Annotated in this window: 17 protein-coding genes; 11 read left to right on the top strand and 6 right to left on the bottom strand. The window is 63.5% G+C overall.

Annotation, left to right across the window (positions count from 1 at the left end; genetic code table 11):
* The 7 genes from ACYG9R_RS01050 to ACYG9R_RS01020 all read left to right on the top strand — a co-directional run bounded on the left by ACYG9R_RS01050 (window position 1) and on the right by ACYG9R_RS01020 (window position 6,833).
* Window positions 1-597: a YdeI/OmpD-associated family protein gene (locus ACYG9R_RS01050; RefSeq protein ID WP_023743926.1), complete on the top strand. Its 597-nt coding sequence runs from the start codon at window positions 1-3 to the stop codon at window positions 595-597.
* 211 nt (window positions 598-808) lie between these two features.
* The gene (locus tag ACYG9R_RS01045) at window positions 809-1,867 is read left to right on the top strand and encodes a GSU2403 family nucleotidyltransferase fold protein (RefSeq protein WP_032886639.1); all 1,059 of its coding nucleotides are present in this window, start codon (window positions 809-811) and stop codon (window positions 1,865-1,867) included.
* 208 nt (window positions 1,868-2,075) lie between these two features.
* On the top strand, window positions 2,076-3,284 hold the full coding sequence (locus ACYG9R_RS01040) for an ABC transporter substrate-binding protein (RefSeq protein WP_023824475.1): 1,209 nt from the start codon (window positions 2,076-2,078) through the stop codon (window positions 3,282-3,284).
* Between the two features lie 14 nt (window positions 3,285-3,298).
* Window positions 3,299-4,090 carry an ABC transporter ATP-binding protein gene (locus ACYG9R_RS01035; RefSeq protein ID WP_460221800.1) on the top strand — a complete coding sequence of 264 codons (792 nt, stop codon included), beginning with the start codon at window positions 3,299-3,301 and terminating at the stop codon, window positions 4,088-4,090.
* A complete protein-coding gene (locus ACYG9R_RS01030) occupies window positions 4,087-4,791 on the top strand; it encodes an ABC transporter ATP-binding protein (RefSeq protein WP_023671422.1) in 705 nt (234 codons plus the stop codon). The genes ACYG9R_RS01035 and ACYG9R_RS01030 overlap by 4 nt, the downstream gene beginning before the upstream one ends.
* 175 nt (window positions 4,792-4,966) lie before the next feature.
* Window positions 4,967-5,854, top strand: a complete 888-nt coding sequence (locus ACYG9R_RS01025) for a branched-chain amino acid ABC transporter permease (RefSeq protein ID WP_023824477.1) — start codon at window positions 4,967-4,969, stop codon at window positions 5,852-5,854.
* A gap of 1 nt (window position 5,855) precedes the next feature.
* Complete coding sequence (locus ACYG9R_RS01020; RefSeq protein WP_023824478.1) at window positions 5,856-6,833, top strand: branched-chain amino acid ABC transporter permease; 978 nt, start codon at window positions 5,856-5,858, stop codon at window positions 6,831-6,833.
* Here the strand turns inward: ACYG9R_RS01020 and ACYG9R_RS01015 are convergent.
* Genes ACYG9R_RS01015 through ACYG9R_RS01000 form a run of 4 tightly spaced genes read right to left on the bottom strand, consistent with a single transcriptional unit; the run spans window position 6,827 to window position 11,427 of the window.
* Window positions 6,827-7,783 carry a Csu type fimbrial protein gene (locus ACYG9R_RS01015; protein WP_023824479.1) on the bottom strand — a complete coding sequence of 319 codons (957 nt, stop codon included), beginning with the start codon at window positions 7,781-7,783 and terminating at the stop codon, window positions 6,827-6,829. The two genes, ACYG9R_RS01020 and ACYG9R_RS01015, sit on opposite strands and share 7 nt — an antisense overlap.
* A 14-nt stretch (window positions 7,784-7,797) precedes the next feature.
* Window positions 7,798-10,215, bottom strand: a complete 2,418-nt coding sequence (locus ACYG9R_RS01010; RefSeq protein WP_023756419.1) for a fimbria/pilus outer membrane usher protein — start codon at window positions 10,213-10,215, stop codon at window positions 7,798-7,800.
* On the bottom strand, window positions 10,187-10,909 hold the full coding sequence (locus ACYG9R_RS01005; protein WP_023715167.1) for a fimbrial biogenesis chaperone: 723 nt from the start codon (window positions 10,907-10,909) through the stop codon (window positions 10,187-10,189). The genes ACYG9R_RS01010 and ACYG9R_RS01005 overlap by 29 nt, the downstream gene beginning before the upstream one ends.
* Before the next feature lie 26 nt (window positions 10,910-10,935).
* The gene (locus ACYG9R_RS01000; RefSeq protein ID WP_023685937.1) at window positions 10,936-11,427 is read right to left on the bottom strand and encodes a Csu type fimbrial protein; all 492 of its coding nucleotides are present in this window, start codon (window positions 11,425-11,427) and stop codon (window positions 10,936-10,938) included.
* Between the two features lie 818 nt (window positions 11,428-12,245).
* Between ACYG9R_RS01000 and ACYG9R_RS00995 the strand changes: the two genes are divergently transcribed.
* From ACYG9R_RS00995 to ACYG9R_RS00985, 3 genes are all read left to right on the top strand, one after another.
* Window positions 12,246-12,635 carry a DUF427 domain-containing protein gene (locus tag ACYG9R_RS00995; protein WP_023824480.1) on the top strand — a complete coding sequence of 130 codons (390 nt, stop codon included), beginning with the start codon at window positions 12,246-12,248 and terminating at the stop codon, window positions 12,633-12,635.
* Window positions 12,636-12,787: 152 nt separating this feature from the next.
* Window positions 12,788-13,345, top strand: coding sequence for an RNA polymerase sigma factor (locus tag ACYG9R_RS00990; protein WP_023689856.1), 558 nt, complete (start codon window positions 12,788-12,790; stop codon window positions 13,343-13,345).
* Between the two features lie 145 nt (window positions 13,346-13,490).
* Window positions 13,491-15,605, top strand: coding sequence for an EAL domain-containing protein (locus tag ACYG9R_RS00985; protein ID WP_023819043.1), 2,115 nt, complete (start codon window positions 13,491-13,493; stop codon window positions 15,603-15,605).
* 37 nt (window positions 15,606-15,642) lie between these two features.
* On the opposite strand, the gene ACYG9R_RS00980 is transcribed toward ACYG9R_RS00985, so the two are convergent.
* Both ACYG9R_RS00980 and ACYG9R_RS00975 read right to left on the bottom strand, forming a co-directional pair.
* Complete coding sequence (locus ACYG9R_RS00980; RefSeq protein WP_023693749.1) at window positions 15,643-16,143, bottom strand: hypothetical protein; 501 nt, start codon at window positions 16,141-16,143, stop codon at window positions 15,643-15,645.
* A 105-nt stretch (window positions 16,144-16,248) separates the two neighbouring features.
* Window positions 16,249-16,566 carry a DUF6894 family protein gene (locus ACYG9R_RS00975; RefSeq protein ID WP_023753170.1) on the bottom strand — a complete coding sequence of 106 codons (318 nt, stop codon included), beginning with the start codon at window positions 16,564-16,566 and terminating at the stop codon, window positions 16,249-16,251.
* Between the two features lie 195 nt (window positions 16,567-16,761).
* Here ACYG9R_RS00975 and ACYG9R_RS00970 point away from each other — a divergent pair, with 195 nt between their 5' ends.
* A complete protein-coding gene (locus ACYG9R_RS00970) occupies window positions 16,762-17,481 on the top strand; it encodes a Crp/Fnr family transcriptional regulator (protein WP_023671436.1) in 720 nt (239 codons plus the stop codon).
* Window positions 17,482-17,484: the final 3 nt, after the last annotated feature.

The following is a 17,484-nucleotide window of genomic DNA, read 5'->3' as shown; positions in this document are numbered from 1 at the left end:
ATGGCGCCGTTCAAGGTCGATCCCGACAAGGTTCATGAATTCCCCGATCCCGACAGTTTTTACGCCTGGCTGCGCGAAAATCATGCCGGCGAGAGCGAGGTCTGGATCAAGGTCCACAAGGTCGGCTCGGGCCTCGCCTCGATCACGCCGAAGCAGGCCATCGACGTGGCGCTGTGCTTCGGCTGGATCGACGCCATACGCAAGCCGCTCGACGACAAGAGCTTTCTGCAGCGCTACACGCCGCGCGGCAAGAAGAGCATCTGGAGCAAGATCAACATCGACAATGTCGCCCGCCTGGTCGAGGAGGGCCGCATGACCGAACACGGGCTGAAACAGGTCGAGGCGGCCAAGGCCGACGGCCGCTGGGACCGCGCCTATGCCTCAGGCAAGGACATGAAGATCCCTGACGATCTGCAGGCCGCCATCGACGCCGAGCCGAAGGCGAAGGAGATGCTGGCAAAGCTTTCCGCCCAGAACCGGTTCGCGCTGGCGTTTCGAACGCACAACATGAAGACGGAGGCGGGGCGCAGGAAGAAGATCGAGGCTTTTGTCGAGATGCTGAAGCGCGGCGAGCCGATCTATCCGCAGAAGCGGTGAGGCGACGGCAAGCGGCTGCCATGGCGCGCGCAGCTAAAAACCCGCGTGTGAGGTTCTGGCCTCCCTTTCTCGGACATAACCTATTGTTTTTACGGTATTTTCCACTCGGCGTGTGGGTGATAGATGCGATAGTGGAAAAAACATAGCAACTTATTGTTAATTAAGAGTTTTCCACTATGTTAACTTGATCCTGGCTTAAGAGTGGAAAACGATGCTGAGAGAGTTGACCGGCGAGCAGCGGCGCCAACTCATAGATACGCAACAGGTCTACGAGGCCTGGCAGCGTGCTGATGACCAGCGCCAAAGGCGCTTTGCAGGCAGCATGCGCTGGGTTGAGCGCAGCGGTGCTGAATACCTGCTGCGGAAGGTCCGGCAGGTCGAGAATTCACTCGGGCCGAAAAGCAGCCAGACGGAGAAGGCGTTCGCTGCGTTTTCCGAGGGCAGGGTGCAGAACAAGGATCTGCTGGCAGGTCTGGCCGATCGCCTGAACGGCCTGGCGAAAGTCAATGTGGCAATGGGGTTGGGCAGGGTACCGGCCATCGCCGCACGGATATTGCGGCGGTGCGCCGAAACAGACCCGCTGGGCAAGCAGTTGCTGGTCGTCGGCACGAATGCGCTGTTCGCTTACGAGGCTCTGGCGGGCGTCCAGATCACCAGCGGTCTCACGGCAACCGGCGACATCGACCTGCTCTTCGATTCCCGACGCCGCATCAGCTTCGTGACCGGCGAGAGGGTAAGCCAGTCCGGCCTGATAGGCGTGTTGCGTAAAGTGGACAGGTCCTTCAAGCCGCTCCAGCCCCGGGCCTTCAGGGCAGCGAACCGTGATGGCTATGTGGTCGACCTGATCCGTCCGCGGGCAAGACATGTCCTCAAGGACAACGCCACTACCTCGATTACACAGCTTGCCGACGACCTCGACAGCGCACCCATGAAGGGGCTGCAATGGCTCATCAACGCCCCGAAGGTGGAGGCTGTGGCGATCGATGAGCGTGGCTATCCCGTAAGCATGCCGACGGTCGACCCTCGAATGTTCGCTCTGCACAAGGCTTGGCTGGCCACGCGGCCTGATCGGTCTGCGGTCAAGGCAATGAGAGATCGTGAACAGGCGGAAGCGGCTGCACGCATTGCCACGGGCTATCTTGCGCTTCCGCTGGACAGCGAGCATCTCAAAGGGCTTCCGGGGGCACTGCTGGACGCTGCGGCCGCAACGCTCTCTCTGCCTGGCCCGAGCGGCTTTTCCGAAGACTCTCCAATTGAGCCCGACTGGTAGCGGCCGCGCTAGCACGCCATGCTACGAAAATAGCATTCTCGCCTCGCGAAATGTGATGCTACGGTTCCCGGCGCACCCAGGGCGGAGGGGTTGCCAAGAGGAGAAGTGGCGGGCGCTGGCCCGGATTTCAGCGAGAACCGGACGGAGTTGTTGAACCATTGCAAGGCCGCCGCGTTTTCCAGCGTCGGCCACAAGGGAGGAACCACCTGTGAAAGCATCCTATCTCGTCTCAGCCGTGCTGCTTGCGGCGACTGCGATGCCGGCGGCGGCCGGCGAAATTTCCGACGGCAAGGTCAAGATCGGCATCCTCAACGACCAGTCGGGCGTCTATGCCGATTTCGGCGGCAAATGGTCGGTCGAGGCCGCCAAGATGGCGGTCGAGGATTTTGGCGGCAAGGTGCAGGGCGCGCCGATCGAGATCGTCAACGCCGATCACCAGAACAAGCCCGACATTGCCTCCAACATTGCGCGCCAGTGGTACGACACCGAGCAGGTCGACGCGATCATGGAACTGACGACATCCTCGGTGGCGCTCGCCGTCCAGGGGTTGTCCAAGGAAAAGAAGAAGATCGACATCGTTACCGGAGCGGCATCGGCCGACCTGACCGGCAAGCAATGCTCGCCCTACGGTTTCCACTGGGCTTACGATACCCACTCGCAGGCGGTCGGCACCGGCGGCGCGCTTGTGCAGCAGGGCGGCGACAGCTGGTATTTCATCACCGTCGACTATGCCTTCGGCTATTCGCTGAAGGAGCAGACCTCAAAGGTTGTTGAGGCAAGCGGCGGCAAAGTGCTGGGCGAGGTGCGTTACCCCTTGGGATCGACGGATTATTCCTCCTTCCTGCTGCAGGCGCAGTCCTCCGGCGCCAAAGTTATCGGCCTTGCCAATGCCGGCCTCGACACCTCCAATACCATCAAGCAGGCGGCCGAGTTCGGCATCGTCGCCGGCGGCCAGCGGCTGGCAGCACTTCTGTTCACGCTTGCCGAGGTGCACGGCCTCGGACTGCAGGCGGCGCAGGGCGTGGTGCTCACCGAAGGGTTTTACTGGGACCGCGACGACAAGAGCCGCGACTTCGCCGGGCGCTTCTTCAAGCGCACCAACCGCATGCCCAACATGATCCAGGCCGGCACCTATTCGGCGGTGCTGCAATATCTCAAGGCCATCGACAAGGCCGGCACCGACGAGACCGAGGCGGTCGCCAAGCAACTCCATGAAATGCCCGTCGACGACATCATCAACGCCAACGGCAAGGTACAGGCCGACGGCTCGATGGTGCACGACATGTATCTCTATCAGGTCAAAAAGCCCGAGGAGTCGAAGAAGGACTGGGACTACTACACCTACCTTGCGACCATTCCGGGCGACAAGGCCTTCATCAAGGCTGAAGACAGCGGCTGCCCGCTCGTCACCAAGTGACGCTGGCGCAAGCCGTGGCCGTCCAGCCGGACGGTGCCGAAATCAAGCCGCGGGTGGTGCTCTCCGCCCGCGGCCTGCGGCGCGATTTTGCCGGTTTCGTCGCCGTCAACAATGTCGACCTCGACGTCCATCACGGCCAGATCCATGCGCTGATCGGGCCGAACGGCGCCGGCAAGACGACGATCTTTAACCTCTTGACCAAGTTCCTGCAGCCGAGCAGCGGCAGGATCGAACTGTTGGGCAACGACATCACCCGCACCGCGCCGGCCAGGGTGGCGCGCATGGGTCTCGTCCGCTCGTTCCAGATATCGGCGATCTTTCCGCATCTGAGCGTGCTCGACAATGTCCGCGTCGCCTTGCAGCGGCCGAGCGGGCTCGGCTTCCAGTTCTGGCGCTCGCTGGCCGCGCTTGACCAACTGACTCCACGGGCGCGCGAACTGCTTGCCGTCGTCGGTCTCGACGATGTCGCGCATCGTCCGGCCGGCGATCTCTCCTATGGCCGAAAGCGCGTGCTCGAGATCGCCACCACGCTGGCGCTCGACCCGAAAGTGCTGCTGCTCGACGAGCCGATGGCCGGCATGGGGCACGAGGATGTCGGCGTCATTTCCGGCATCATCCGCTCGCTGGCAACGGACCGCGCCGTGCTGATGGTCGAGCACAATCTCACCGTCGTCGCCGACCTCTGCGACTGGATCACCGTCATGCAGCGCGGCCAGGTGCTCGCCGCCGGCGACTACGCGACGGTGAGCAGCGATGAGCGCGTCAGGGTCGCCTACATGGGGACCGAGCAGGGGGACCGAGCATGAGTGAGCCGCTGCTTGCCGTGCGCGATCTCCATGCCTGGTATGGCGAGGGCCATGCGCTGCATGGCGTCAACCTCGACGTTTTTCGCGGTGAGACCGTGACGCTGCTCGGCCGCAACGGCGTCGGCAAGACCACAACGCTGCGCGCCATCATGGGGCTGGTCCGCAAGCGCAGCGGCAGCGTCGCCTTCGATGGCAGCGACCTGATGCGCCTGCCGCTGCATCGTGTTGCCCATCGCGGCATCGGCTTCGTGCCGGAGGAACGCGGCATCTTCGCCACGCTCACCGTCGACGAGAACCTGATCCTGCCGCCGGTGGTGGCCAAGGGCGGCATGAGCGTCGACGAGATCTTCGATCTCTTTCCCAACCTCAAGGAGCGCCGCAACAGCCCCGGCACCAAACTCTCCGGCGGCGAACAGCAGATGCTGGCCATCGCCCGCATCCTGCGGACGGGCGTGCAGATGCTGCTGCTCGACGAGCCGACCGAGGGCCTGGCGCCGGTCATCGTCCAGCGCATCGGCGAACTGCTGGCGACCTTGAAAAAGCGCGGCATGACCATCCTGCTCGTCGAGCAGAATTTCCGCTTCGCCGCCCGCATCGCCGACCGCTTCTACCTGATGGAGCACGGCAAGGTGGTGGAGGGTTTTGCCGTAAGCGAGCTTGCCGCTCACACGCAACAGCTGCACGAGGTGTTGGGGGTATGATGACGACAGCCCACGGCAGTACCCCCAACCCGCTGCTGCGCAGCGACCCTCCCCATAAGGGGGAGGGTGGAGGGCCACCGCCCTACCTCCCCCTTGTGGGGAGGTCGGACCGAAGGTCCGGGTGGGGGTACGTGCCGCACAGACGCATCCCCCTTGCAACACCATCGGTGACGCCATGACCGTGATCTTCGGCATCCCCGTCCAGGCCTTGCTCGGCCAGATGCTGGTCGGGCTGATCAACGGCTCCTTCTACGCCATGCTGAGCCTCGGCCTGGCCGTCATCTTCGGCCTGCTGCGGATCATCAATTTCGCCCATGGCGCACTCTATATGCTCGGCGCCTTCATCGGCTACCTGCTGCTCGTCCATCTCGGCATCGGCTACTGGCCGGCGCTGCTCCTGGTGCCGCTCATCGTCGGCGTCTTCGGCATGGCGGTCGAGCGCGTGGCGCTGTCGCGGCTCTACCGCCTGGATCCGCTCTACGGGCTGCTGTTCACCTTCGGACTGGCGCTGGTCATCGAAGGCGTGTTCCGTTTCTACTACGGTGTGTCAGGCAACCCATATGCCGTTCCGGCGCAGCTTGCCGGCGGCACCAATCTCGGCTTCATGTTCCTGCCCAACTATCGCGGCTGGGTGGTGGTGGCCTCGCTCATTATCTGCATCGGCACCTGGCTCCTGATCGAAAAGACCAGGCTCGGCTCCTATCTGCGCGCCGCGACCGAGAATCCGGAGCTGGTGCAGGCCTTCGGCGTCAACGTGCCGCTGCTGCTGACGCTCACCTATGGGCTCGGCGCGGCGCTCGCCGGCCTTGCCGGTATTCTCGCCGCGCCCGTCTACCAGGTCAGTCCGCTGATGGGCTCCGATATCATCATCGTCGTCTTTGCCGTCGTCGTGGTCGGCGGCATGGGTTCGATCCTCGGGGCCATCGTCACCGGCTATATGCTCGGCCTCGCCGAGGGCCTGACCAAGGTGTTCTATCCCGAGGCGTCGAACCTCGTCGTCTTCGTCATCATGGCGGTCGTGCTGCTCCTGCGCCCCGCCGGCCTGTTCGGAAGGGACGCCTGAGATGAGCGAGGCAACCCTTCACCAACAGCGCACCGCCGCCTCCGTGCGGCTGGAGCGGGTATTGCTGGCATTGGCCATACTGGCGCTGATAGCCGCGCCCTTCTTCGTCTATCCGATCTTCCTGATGAAGATGCTGTGCTTCGCGCTGTTTGCCTGCGCCTTCAACCTGCTGCTCGGCTACACCGGGCTGTTGTCGTTCGGCCACGCCACCTTCTACGGCGCCGCCGCCTATTTCTGCGCCTACGCCGTCAAGGCATGGGGCTGGCCGCCCGAGGCCGGCATCCTGCTCGGCACCGCCGGAGCGGCCGTGCTCGGCCTGGTCATGGGCTTCCTCGCCATCCGCCGGCAAGGCATCTATTTCTCGATGATCACGCTGGCGCTGGCGCAGATGTTTTATTTCTTCTGCGTCCAGGCGCCGTTCACCGAAGGCGAGGACGGCATACAGGGCGTGCCGCGCGGGCATCTGTTCGGCATCGTCGATCTCAACGTCACGCTCAACATGTATTTCGTCGTGCTTGCCGTCTTCCTCATCGGCGTCTTCGCCGTCTGGCGCATCGTCAACTCGCCCTTCGGCATGATCCTGCGTTCGATCCGCGAGAACGAGAACCGTGCCATCTCGCTGGGCTATTCGGTCGGCCGCTACAAGCTCGCCGCCTTCGTCATGTCGGCAGCCCTTGCCGGGCTTGCTGGCGCCACCAAGGCGATCGTCTTCCAGTTCGCGACGCTGACCGACGTCACCTGGCAGATGTCGGGCGAGGTGATCCTGATGACGCTGCTCGGCGGCATCGGCACCATGGTCGGTCCTGTCGTCGGCGCCGGCCTCGTCGTCGGCCTGGAAAACACCCTCGCCACCTCAGGCTTCCCTGTGACCATCGCCACCGGCCTGATCTTCATGATCTGCGTGCTGGTCTTTCGCCGCGGCATCGTCGGCGAGATTTACGCGCGCTGGCTTTCACCAGGCAATGGCCGCTCTCAGTAGGTGATGGTCACCACCACCGTGTCGGTGTAGACGCCGGCCGAGGGCGTCGTCTGCGGCGGCACGCGGCCGTAGACGATGAGCGGTTGCGCCAAGCCGGTTCCGGTGCCGGCCACCGTGCTTCCCGGCGTTCCGGCGTCACCCCAGGGCTGCGAGCGCGCGGCGTCCTTGTAGAGGCCGTAGGTGACCCGCTCGCCGCCCTTCGACATCTTGCGATTGGTCGGCGTGCCCCCTGTCGTGCCGCCATTAAGGGAAACCGTGTACGCGGTCGACGGCGTGCAGGTGACCGAGACCTGGCCGGTGGCATCGGCATTGGCGTCGAGCACGCCCTTGGAGCCGAAATCGATGTTCTGGGTGGCGACCAGGCAGTTTGCCGCGACCGTGGCGTTGATGGTGAAGGTCGGACTGGTGCCCAAGTTGCCCGCGCCGGTGTTGCAGCTGCTGCTCAACAGGGTTGTCCGGGAGCGGAACTCGAGTTGCCCGCCCGAAAATGTCGACAGATAAGTGCCCGGCGGAACGGTCGCCTGGCCGCCGGGAACCCGGCCATAGAGCGTCAGGGTGTCGATTGAGTTGCCGAAGAGATTGGGGCTCAGCAGCAGCGGTGGCGGGCGCGAGGCATAGGCCCAGTTATAGGTGCCCCAGACAACGCTCATTGCGGGGTCCGAATAGAGTTGATAGTTGAGGCTGTTGACGCCGCTCGCCATCTGCCGGGCCGCCGCCGAGGTTGCACCGCCGGTGCCGGCGGCAATATGCGGACAGACCAGGACGGGCAGCAGCAATGGCAAACTGCCGCTGCAAGTCGCGGTGAAGGTGGCTGTCGATGTCGCCGCGGTGCCCGACAGCGTGTCGATGAGGCCGAAATTCAAACTGGTGACGGTGTAACTGCAGCTCTGCGCCCGGGCGAGCGACGGGAGCAGCACCAGCAGCAGGGCGATGATTACGGCGCGCAGCATTTTTCCTCCAGCTATCATTGGCACACCACGTTCCCGATCACCACTTGTCGGCCGCGCGCCGCCTCGAAGGGAAACTCTGCCCGGCATGAACCGCCGTCAGCGCGCTCGACCTGCACTGAATTCTGCTTGCCGAGGCCCTTGATGTAGGCCTGCCCGTCATAGCCGACGACAAAGTCTTCAGTGCCGCCATCGACGCGTCCCGACAGTCCGGCTTCGAGCGGCGTTCCGCTCGAGTCGACCAGCGTCACCAGCGCGGCCTGCGCCGCCTCGGACACGCCGAACTTCAGCACGACGCCGTTGCGGTCGGCTGGGACGACGGTCTCCTTGGTAGCAGGGACATCCGCGTCGACTGGTAGATTCTTCGGGTCGATGGAGACCGTGTTCAGCTCATAGGAGTTGAGCCCGGTGACCAGGATGCGGCCTTTGCTGTCGGTCCTGCCTACAGGCCGGTTCTGATGCAAGACCTCGACATCAGGCGTGCCGACATCGACGACGGCAAAGGCATCGTCGATGCGGTTGGTGGCGAACACCCCGCCGCCTGCGACCGCAATGGCGCCGTCCATCTGGCCGGTCACGCGAAAGTCCTTGTCGAATTGCTGGGCGCCGGCCTCGAAACGCGCAAACGGCGCGCGGTAGCTGACAGCTGCCGAACGATTGGGGACCTCGCCCTCCGAGGTGCGCAGCCGCCAGCCGATGCTGCCGTCCTCGGCCCGCTCCGATTTGGCGAGGTCGGCAGTGACATTGAGGCCGTCAGGGCCTTGCTCGACGCCTGTCGACGCCGAGATGTCGTCGTTGAACGGGATCGAAATCCCGGCGAACACGCCATAGCTGCTGTCGTCGTCGAGATCGGCGAAGGCGGTGGCATAGAGCGTGCTGCGCTTGAAGATCGCCTGGCTGTAGGACAGGCCGACGATCTGGCTGTTTTCGCCCTCGGCGCTCTTCAAATGCGTATAGGACAGGTTGAAGCTGGAGAAATCGATCGGCATCGGCACGCTGAGCGTCACCTGGTCGACCGCGCGCGGCACGCCGGCGCTGAAACGGGTGAAGTCGTCGGGGTCGAGAACCGGCTCCGCCGTCATCGAGGCGATGTCTTCATAGCCGCCAAAGGCCCGCTGCATGTGGGCGTTGATCGCCCAGCCGTCATAGCCGAATTCGACACTGGCATCGACCAGCGAGCCGGTGCGCCGGTCATGATGGCTGCCGGCGACCGCCAGCGAAGCCGCGCCATATGCCCCGAGCGGGAAGGCAGCACCTATGCCGCCATTGATCAGATCGGCGCCGCCCTCGGCATGGGCTTCCAATGTCAGCCGGTCGGTCACGCCGTAACGCGCGCTGGCGACCCCTATGACGCGGCCGTCATAATCGTCGGAGGAGATGCCGAAATTGCGCCGCGCCATCCCTGCCTCGACGGAAAAGTCGAGCAGTCCCTGGCGCAGCAGCATGCTGGAGGCATAGAACGGCAAGGTGGCCGTGGTCTCGCGGCCGAGGCTGTCGCGCAGCACCACCTGCGCCTGTCCGGCGCCCGTGAACACCGGCAGATTGGTGACCTGGAACGGCCCGGGCTGGATGTCGCCGGAATAGGTGCGCACGTTCTGCGTATAGACCTCGAGCGTCGACGGCACCGCCGCCGTGCCGCCGAAGGAGGGCAGCGGCAGCGTCACCAGGTCCGATCGCAGGTGGAAGTTGCGTTGCGCCTGGATGCCGCCGAGATAGACCGGACGCGTCCACGACAATCCACCGGAGATGAAGTCGCCGGCGCGGTAGGTCATCAGCCGGTCGGGGTCGGAATAGCTCCATGTCGTGTTGAGCCGCGTGAAGCCGCCCAGCCTGCCGTCGGAATAGCCGGCGATGAAGGATTGGCTGAGCGTTCCATAGGGGCTGAACACGCGCGCATCGAAGCCGCCGGAAACGCCTTGGAACAGCTCGACGTCCTTGTCGAACAATGTGTTGGAGCTGGCAAACAGCGAATAGTTGAGAACCGCGCCCAAGCCCGATTGCGGCGCCGGCCGGTCCTGCAAGCGCAAGCCGAGATCCACCATGCGCGCCTCGCGGCTGTCATTGGCGGCGGTGACGTAGAGGCGCTGGGCTACCTCATCGATCCGAAACGAAACGTCGGCCAACTGGTCGAGCCTGACCAGGCCGCCGGCGTCGGCTATGTCCTCCGGCGGTTTCAGGCCGACCTCCTTCAGCTCTTGGGGCGCCGCCGCCAGCCCACCATCCGGCATCTCGATAAAATTGCCGACCAGCTTGGTCGAAACGTCGTTGATGAACACCTCGAGATAGAGGCTGCGGCCCGCTGGCAAAACGGAAGCCGGCTGTTCGAGGTTCGTCACGGCCGGAAATTCCTGCGAACGCACCGCCAAGCAAGGTGTGAAAGTCGCAACCGCGACGATGACAGCGACGCTACTTGCCCTTGACGGCAACGTTGGCATCGAAGGGTCCAAGATCGCTCTGTGCCTTCAAAAGCACGGAGCCCGCTGACAGTGATTTGCCGCTGCCGATCGGCCACTGCATGGTCGCGCCGCCCAGGACATAACCGACGAGCCCGTTTCGGTTGCCGAGCTTTTTGCCGTTCTGGGTCAGGGATAGGTTGGACAAGCGGAGACGACTTTCACCGGTATTGCTGGCTGTCAGCACAAGACTGCCGCCCTTGCGCGAAACACTCCAGGCGACTGCCGGCGCGGCCGCATCGGCGTCGCGGAAAAACACCGGCACGGAGTAGCGCAGCGCGAGCGCGACCGTACCGGCCTTCTTGCGCGACGGGTCGGGTAACTCGTCGACGATGACGCGGTAGCTTTCCTCGGCCCGCACCGGCGCCTTGCTGACGCGCACGACGCGAACCACGTATTGGGCATTGGGTCCGAGTTTGGTCGATGGCGGGCTGGCGACGACGTCGGTAGTCGGCGTCAGCGTCTCGATCCCGCCAGCCTGGCTCCAGGCGAAGACGCGTATCTGCACATTGATCGGCCGCTTGGGGTCATCGTTGCTGAGGTTGAGAACCGCCGAGGCGTCGGGCGAGATCAGCTCGAGACCTGTCGGCGCCACCCTGAGCGAAGCGGCTTGTGAGAGACCGGCGCACAGCAACAGAACAGCCGTGGCTCCGATGCGTGAAAGCATGGATCGCATGATCGTCCTCGTGTTGGTATCGATTGTCAGTACGTTATGGTGATCGCAACGGTGTCGGTGTAGAGGCCCGCCGCCGGTGTCGTCTGCGGTGGAACACGCCCGTAGACCGTCAGCGGCTGAATGGCGCCGTTGCCGGTTCCGCCGACCGTGTCGGTGGGGATCGTGGTGCCCCAAAGCTGCGTCCGGGTGCTTTCCCTGTAGATGGTGTAGTCGATCGTCGCCGACGCCGGCCCGGTCATCTTGCGAACAGCAACCGTTGCGCCCGCGCCCGCTCCGGCGCTCAGACCAACATTGTAGGACTTGCCGGTCGTGCATTGCACGTTGATGGTGCTGGTCTGGTCGACATTCGCATCAATGACACCGTGCGAGCCGAAATCGAGATCGCTCGCCGTCTGCACCTTGCATTCGTCGGTAATCGTGATGCGGACATTCATGCTGCCCGTCGCGGTCGCGGCGATCGCGGGCAGGATGGGAAGCAGCGACGCTCCCGCCAGCAGCGCATATTTCAGCAATCTCATGCGTGTTTCCTCCGTCGGGCAGACCGTTCCTCGCAACACAGTCTTGACCCGGATTTCACTCCTACAGCTCCTCCGTTGCATGCTTCGCAAGACATCAACGATACAGTAATGTCATAAGCGAACTGTGCAATGATTATTACAACTTAGATTCGGATTGCGACAGCGAATAACTTCGGTATGTATCGGATAATTTTGGTTAATATTTGGTTAACAGAGATGAAATGGACATTTTTCCGAAGTGAAAGTTTGTCTGTCGAAAATTTATTTTGCTTCTCGTGCCGAAAAGGCGAAATATCTGGCAAATCATCTTGATTTTGTAGAGTCTCACCTGTCGTCCTTTATTATCGATATTTCGCGGCGTGCACCGGCGCCAAGCAGCCATCGCCATAGCCGCGCCGGTAGCTGTTCGCGCCTGTCCAAGCCTTGCGGTCGTGCTGACAGGGCCGCATTCGCCAAAACCGTGTTCCGCCCGGCCCAAGCATGGCCGTCCCGGCTGAGATAAATCCACCGCCGTCGGATCGCGGCGAAACACATGCGAATCGTTCTTGCCACGCTGGCCCGGATTTCCTTCGGCGGCGCATCGGCCGGACGGGAGATGCGCCTGTTGTCCCTTGGAGCCATGATCCACGACCGGCAGCCGCGCGGACCGGCTGCCAGACGTCAGAAAAGGAAGAACGATGAAGAAGACCTATGAAAAGCCACAGCTCGAAAAGCGCCAGAAGCTGTCGCGTGTGACCGCTGTCGCCGGCCCATCAGTGACCAGTGAGAGCTGACGCCGTCGACCGGCATCGAACCACCAGCGGACAAGGAGAGCAGTCATGGATCAGCATGCGAACCCGTCACCCGGCTTCAGGCGCAATCCGGGCAAGGTGATCACCGTCGAGCCCTTCACCGGGCGTGTCGTCGTGTTTGCAAACGGCACCATCATCGCTTCCTCGGCAAAAGCCAAAATGGTGACCGAGCCGCCCCATCCCTTCTCCTTCTACATCCCGTTCGAGGACATCGACTTCCGCAAGCTCAAGAAGACGGAGCGGTCGACGCTGTGCCCCTACAAGGGTGACGCCAGCTACTGGAACGTGCTGCCGGCGGGTGAAACCGGCAACGACGCGATGTGGGCCTATGAGCAGCCCTTCGACGAGATGGCCGAGATTCGCGCCCACGGCGCCTTCTATCCCGACCGGGTCGCCATCGACGCCACGCCGCGCTAGCGCGTCATGCCTGTCGCCCAAAAGTGCCCAGCGTTCTTGGAGCCGACGACAGGCATGAACAGAGGAATTTTTTCAGATCAGCCAAAGCTGTCCTCACCCGGGGGCGCAGCGGTTTTGCGGCAACGGCATGCCGAAACGAAGACAAAAGGGTCATGGACGAAAAGCAGAGAGCAATTCTCGACGAAATCCCGCGCCTGCGCCGCTATGCGCGCTCGCTGCTGCGCGACCGCGATTCCGCCGACGATCTCGTCCAGGACTGCCTGGAGCGGGCGCTGCTGCGGCTGGACAACTGGCAGACGGGAGAGAGCCCGCGAAAATGGCTGTTCACGATCATGCATCATCTGTTCATTGACCAGATGCGCAAGGTGAACCGGCGTGGCGAGGCCTCGATGCTGCCGCTGGAGGCCGGCGAGGTGCAGGCCTCTCCCGCCGACCAGCTGGAGAACGTCGCCGCGCGCGAGATCATCGACGCGCTGCAGGCGATCAGCCCGGACCGCCGTGCCCCGCTGACCATGGTCGCCATCGAAGGCTTCTCCTATGCCGAGGCCGCCGAGATGCTCGGCGTGCCGGCCGGCACGCTGATGTCGCGCATCGCGCGCGGCCGCGAGGAACTGCGCGGCCTGCTCGAGGACAATGCGCGCCGCCGCGCGATAAGGATCGTCGAGCCAGGCCCGGCCAGGGCGGTTCCAATCAGGGCGCCAATGGCATGACGAGCCCCAATCGCATGATGACGCCTTACGGCATGGTCCGGCACGATTGCAGGCCTTGTCCGCACTGTGGGCGCGGCGCACCCGGTAACGCTTTCTTCTCTGCTTGCGTGCATAGTGGCGGCGACGGAGTGAGCGAAACCAGGGCATGGCTGAAGAGAAAATACGCAACGGCGAATTCTGGGCGCTTGCGCTCGAACGCGCTCATCTCGGCGTATGGGACTGGGATATTTTGAGCGGCGACTGTTTCTATTCGCCGACCTGGTCGCACATGCTGGGTTATGAGGATGGCGAGCTTGCCAACAGCGACGACCTCTGGCTGAAGCTGACGCATCCCGACGACCGCCAGCGGGCGCTGGCCAGCGGAGAGCGGCACATTTCCGGCCTGACCGCCTCGATCGAGACCGAGCTACGCCTCAAGCACAAGGACGGCCACTGGATCTGGGTGCTGGACCGCGGCGGCATTGTCGAGCGTGACGAGACGGGCAGGCCGGTCAGGCTGATGGGCGTGCAGACCGACATCAGCCGGCAGAAAGAGGCGGAAGCCGAACTGGAGCGGGTCAATGTGCGCTTTCGCCTGGCGCTGGCGGCCAGCGGCACCGGCATCTGGCATCACGATATCGACGCCAACAAGAGCTATTGGGACGCCCGCACCAGGGAGATATTCGGACTGGTCGCCGACACCGACGAGGTGGCTGCCGACCTTTGGCATTCCTATCTGCACCCCGACGACAAGGATGCCGCAGAGCGCGCCCATCTGGCGCCGCTTTCGACCGACGGCGTCGTCGCCGCGCAATACCGCATCGTCAGGCGCGACGGCGAAATCCGCCATGTCGAATCGCTGGTGCGCTTCATCGCGGCGCCCGAGACGGCGGGCCAGATTCTCGGCACCGTGCGCGACATCACCGAGGACAAGAAGCGCGAGCGGGAACTCGCCTACGCCGCTCACCACGATGCGCTGACCGGCCTGTTGAACCGTGCCGCCTTCGACCGGCTGCTGGCCGTGCATATCGCCACCGAGCGGGCTTTGCCGCTGGCGGTGTTCTATGTCGATCTCGACTACTTCAAGGCGCTCAACGACTTTGCCGGCCACGCCGCCGGCGACCTGGCGCTGAGGGGTGTCGCCGCCGGTATTCTGGGCTGCCTGCCGGCATCGGCGCGTGCCGCGCGCCTCGGCGGCGACGAGTTCGCGCTGCTGGTGCCCAATTGCCAATCGGCCAAGGCCGAGGCGCTGGCCGGCGCGATTCTTGCGGCGGTCCGTGACGCCGACCTCGGACTGCCGGCGACCTCGCGAAAACTCGCGGCCAGCATCGGCATCGCCTTCGTCGAGGACACCACCACCACAGTTGCCGATGCGTTGGCCTGCGCAGACGACGCCTGCTATGCCGCCAAGGCGGCCGGGCGCAATCGCTTCGCGGTGTTTTCGGCCGATGCGGCGTCGGGCTCCGGCGGCCTCAACGCGGCGCGTGTCGCCGCCGACACGGTCGACGCCATGGATGACGGGCGGCTGAAACTGTTCGGCCAGGAGATCCATCTTCTGGGCCAGCCTTGGAAGGAGAGCCGCCATGTCGAGGTGCTAGCGCGGCTTGCCGGGCGCAATGGCAAGCTGATCCCGCCCAGCGAATTCATTCCGGTCGCCGAGCGCTTCGGCATTGCCTCGCGGTTGGACCGCTGGATCATCAGGACAGCGCTTTCGCAGCATGGCGAGGCGATGCGGTCAGGCGCCATCATGCTCGGCTTCAACCTGTCGGCGCAGACGCTGAGCGACCCGCTGCTATGGGATTTCGTCGACGCCGTCATCGCCGAGACCGGGGCGCCGCATTCCGGCATCGGTTTCGAGATCACCGAGACCGCGGCCGTCACCAATTTCGACGCCGCCGAGCAGTTCGTGCGCAAGGCGCGCGAGCGGCAATGCCGCGTCAGCCTCGACGATTTCGGCGCCGGCATGAGCTCGTTCGAATATTTGCGGCGCTTTCCGGTCGATCAGATCAAGATCGACGGCTCGTTCATCGAGAATATCGCGGAAAGCCGTTTCGATCGCGAGATCGTCTCGGCCATAGCGGGCATCGCCAAAAGTCTCGGCTGCGCGGTGGTGGCCGAAAAGATCGAACAGCAGGAAGCGCTCGACATTTTGCGCGGCATGGGCGTGGCCTATGGCCAGGGTTTTCTGCTTCACCGGCCGGAGCCGCTCGAGGCGATCGTCGCGCGGGCCGGCGAACAGTCACCATCCAGCGGACAGTCACCGGAAAAGCGCTTCGGCTGACGGCTTCTCACCGCCCGAGCTGGCGCGACTTGTCCGGCTAACCGGCGTCGGCCTTTTCCTGCTTTCGTTGCGCCGCCTCCTTCTTGCGGCGCAACACCTCGTCGGTGCCGACAAGGTCCTTCGAGGCGCCGGAAATGGCGGTCGAGACGACGGCGGGCGGATCGCTGGCCGGAAAACTGTCTTCGAGGCCTGATTGCAACTGCTCCTCGAGCGTCTGCGGGTTCTCGGAGCGGCCTTCGGCGCGGCGCTCGCCAACGGCTTCGACATCGCTCTTGGTGTCGGGGTGAGCGCGGGCTTCCGATATCGTCGACACCACCAGTTCGATTGCGAACTCTTTCATCGCCTCGGCTTGCGGCCCATCGACATCGGAGTCTTCGATCAGCCGGATGAGCGACTTTTCCAGGGCGCCCAGTTCCTTGACGCCCTGACACCGCGCCAGACGCTTGGTGAGCGAACCGATCAGCGCCGGGGCAAAGGTCGAATAGGCAAGCCTGCGTGTGTCGTCGACCTGCTCGGGATGAAGCTTTTGCAAGGACATAGATGCCTCCAGTCAATCAGCCGTGCAGCTTCTGCCGCTGGCCCTCCTTAGGAAACAGAGGGGAGGGCAAGAGGTTCCATACAGTCCTCGACAGGGTCGACGAGTTCAACTCCACAGCGACGCCATGGTCAGCGACGCTTCGAATATCTGCTCCCTGTTCTCGTTCAGCATCTTGACAGTGATCCGCCGGTGGTCGCCCTCCGGAATCTCGTCGCGCGCCACATCGTGCAATATGCGCAGCGCTTCGGCTCCCGCACGCTCCCGGCTGGGAAAAAGCTGCCCCTCTTCGTCAATCTGGGTCTCGGCGTTGTACAAGTCGAAGTAGAACCGTTCCATATGTGCAAGTCCCTGCTGGAGAACGCTAAAGCGCGTCGCGGTTGAAAGGGCGCAGGCGACGCGCTTCAGGTCTGTGTTTTTATGCATGTCGTTGTCTCAAAATCGGGGCCATTTTTGAGCGACATGGATTAAATCCCAACCCGCACCCATGGTTCCATGCGACTGTGTCCTGAGCAGATTTCCTGCCAGGAGCCGTCGCCGTGCCGGCCGATTGCAACCGCACCCGATCTCCGGCGTTTGGCTAGGCCACGAATGTCCACGAAATCTCGAACTGGATCCTCGATGCTAGAACCGCTTTATCTCAACCTTGGCCAGCATGACGCTTTGTCCGAGCAGGAAAAGGGGCTGCTGGCCGCCGCCATGACCATCGAGATGGATTTTGCCACCGGTCAGGACATCGTTTCCGAGGGATCGAGGCCAGGCTACAGCACGCTCATCATCGAGGGTCTGGCGGCGCGCTACAAAGTGCTGGAGGATGGCGGGCGCCAGTTCACCTCGTTGCAGGTGCCAGGCGATTTTGTCGATTTGCACGCCTTCCTGCTCAAGACAATGGACCATGGCATTATAGCTTTGTCGCCATGCCGGGTGATCGCCGCCGACCACAGTCGGCTAAGGACGATCACCGAACAGGCACCTCATCTCAGCCGCTTGCTTTGGCTGGACACGCTCGTCGATGGCGCCATCCATCGGGAATGGATCGTGGCCATGGGCCGGCGGTCCAAGACTTCGCATCTGGCGCATCTTGTGTGCGAGCTGTTCGTGCGGCTCCAGGTCGTCAAGCAGACCAACGGCATGAGTTTCCGGCTTCCCCTGTCGCAGGCGGAACTGGCCGATGTGCTTGGGCTTTCGGTCGTCCACATGAACCGGGTCATCGGCGCGCTGCGCAAGATCGGTGTGATCGGCTGGGCGAATTACATGGTGACCATTCTGGACTGGCAGCAGCTGGTGGAAATCGCCGAGTTCGACCCGACATATCTCAGCATGAATCGCGAGCCGAGATAGGCC

It is taken from the genome of Mesorhizobium sp. RSR565B, from assembly GCF_054719465.1.
This window is presented reverse-complemented; position numbering and strand designations above follow the sequence as displayed.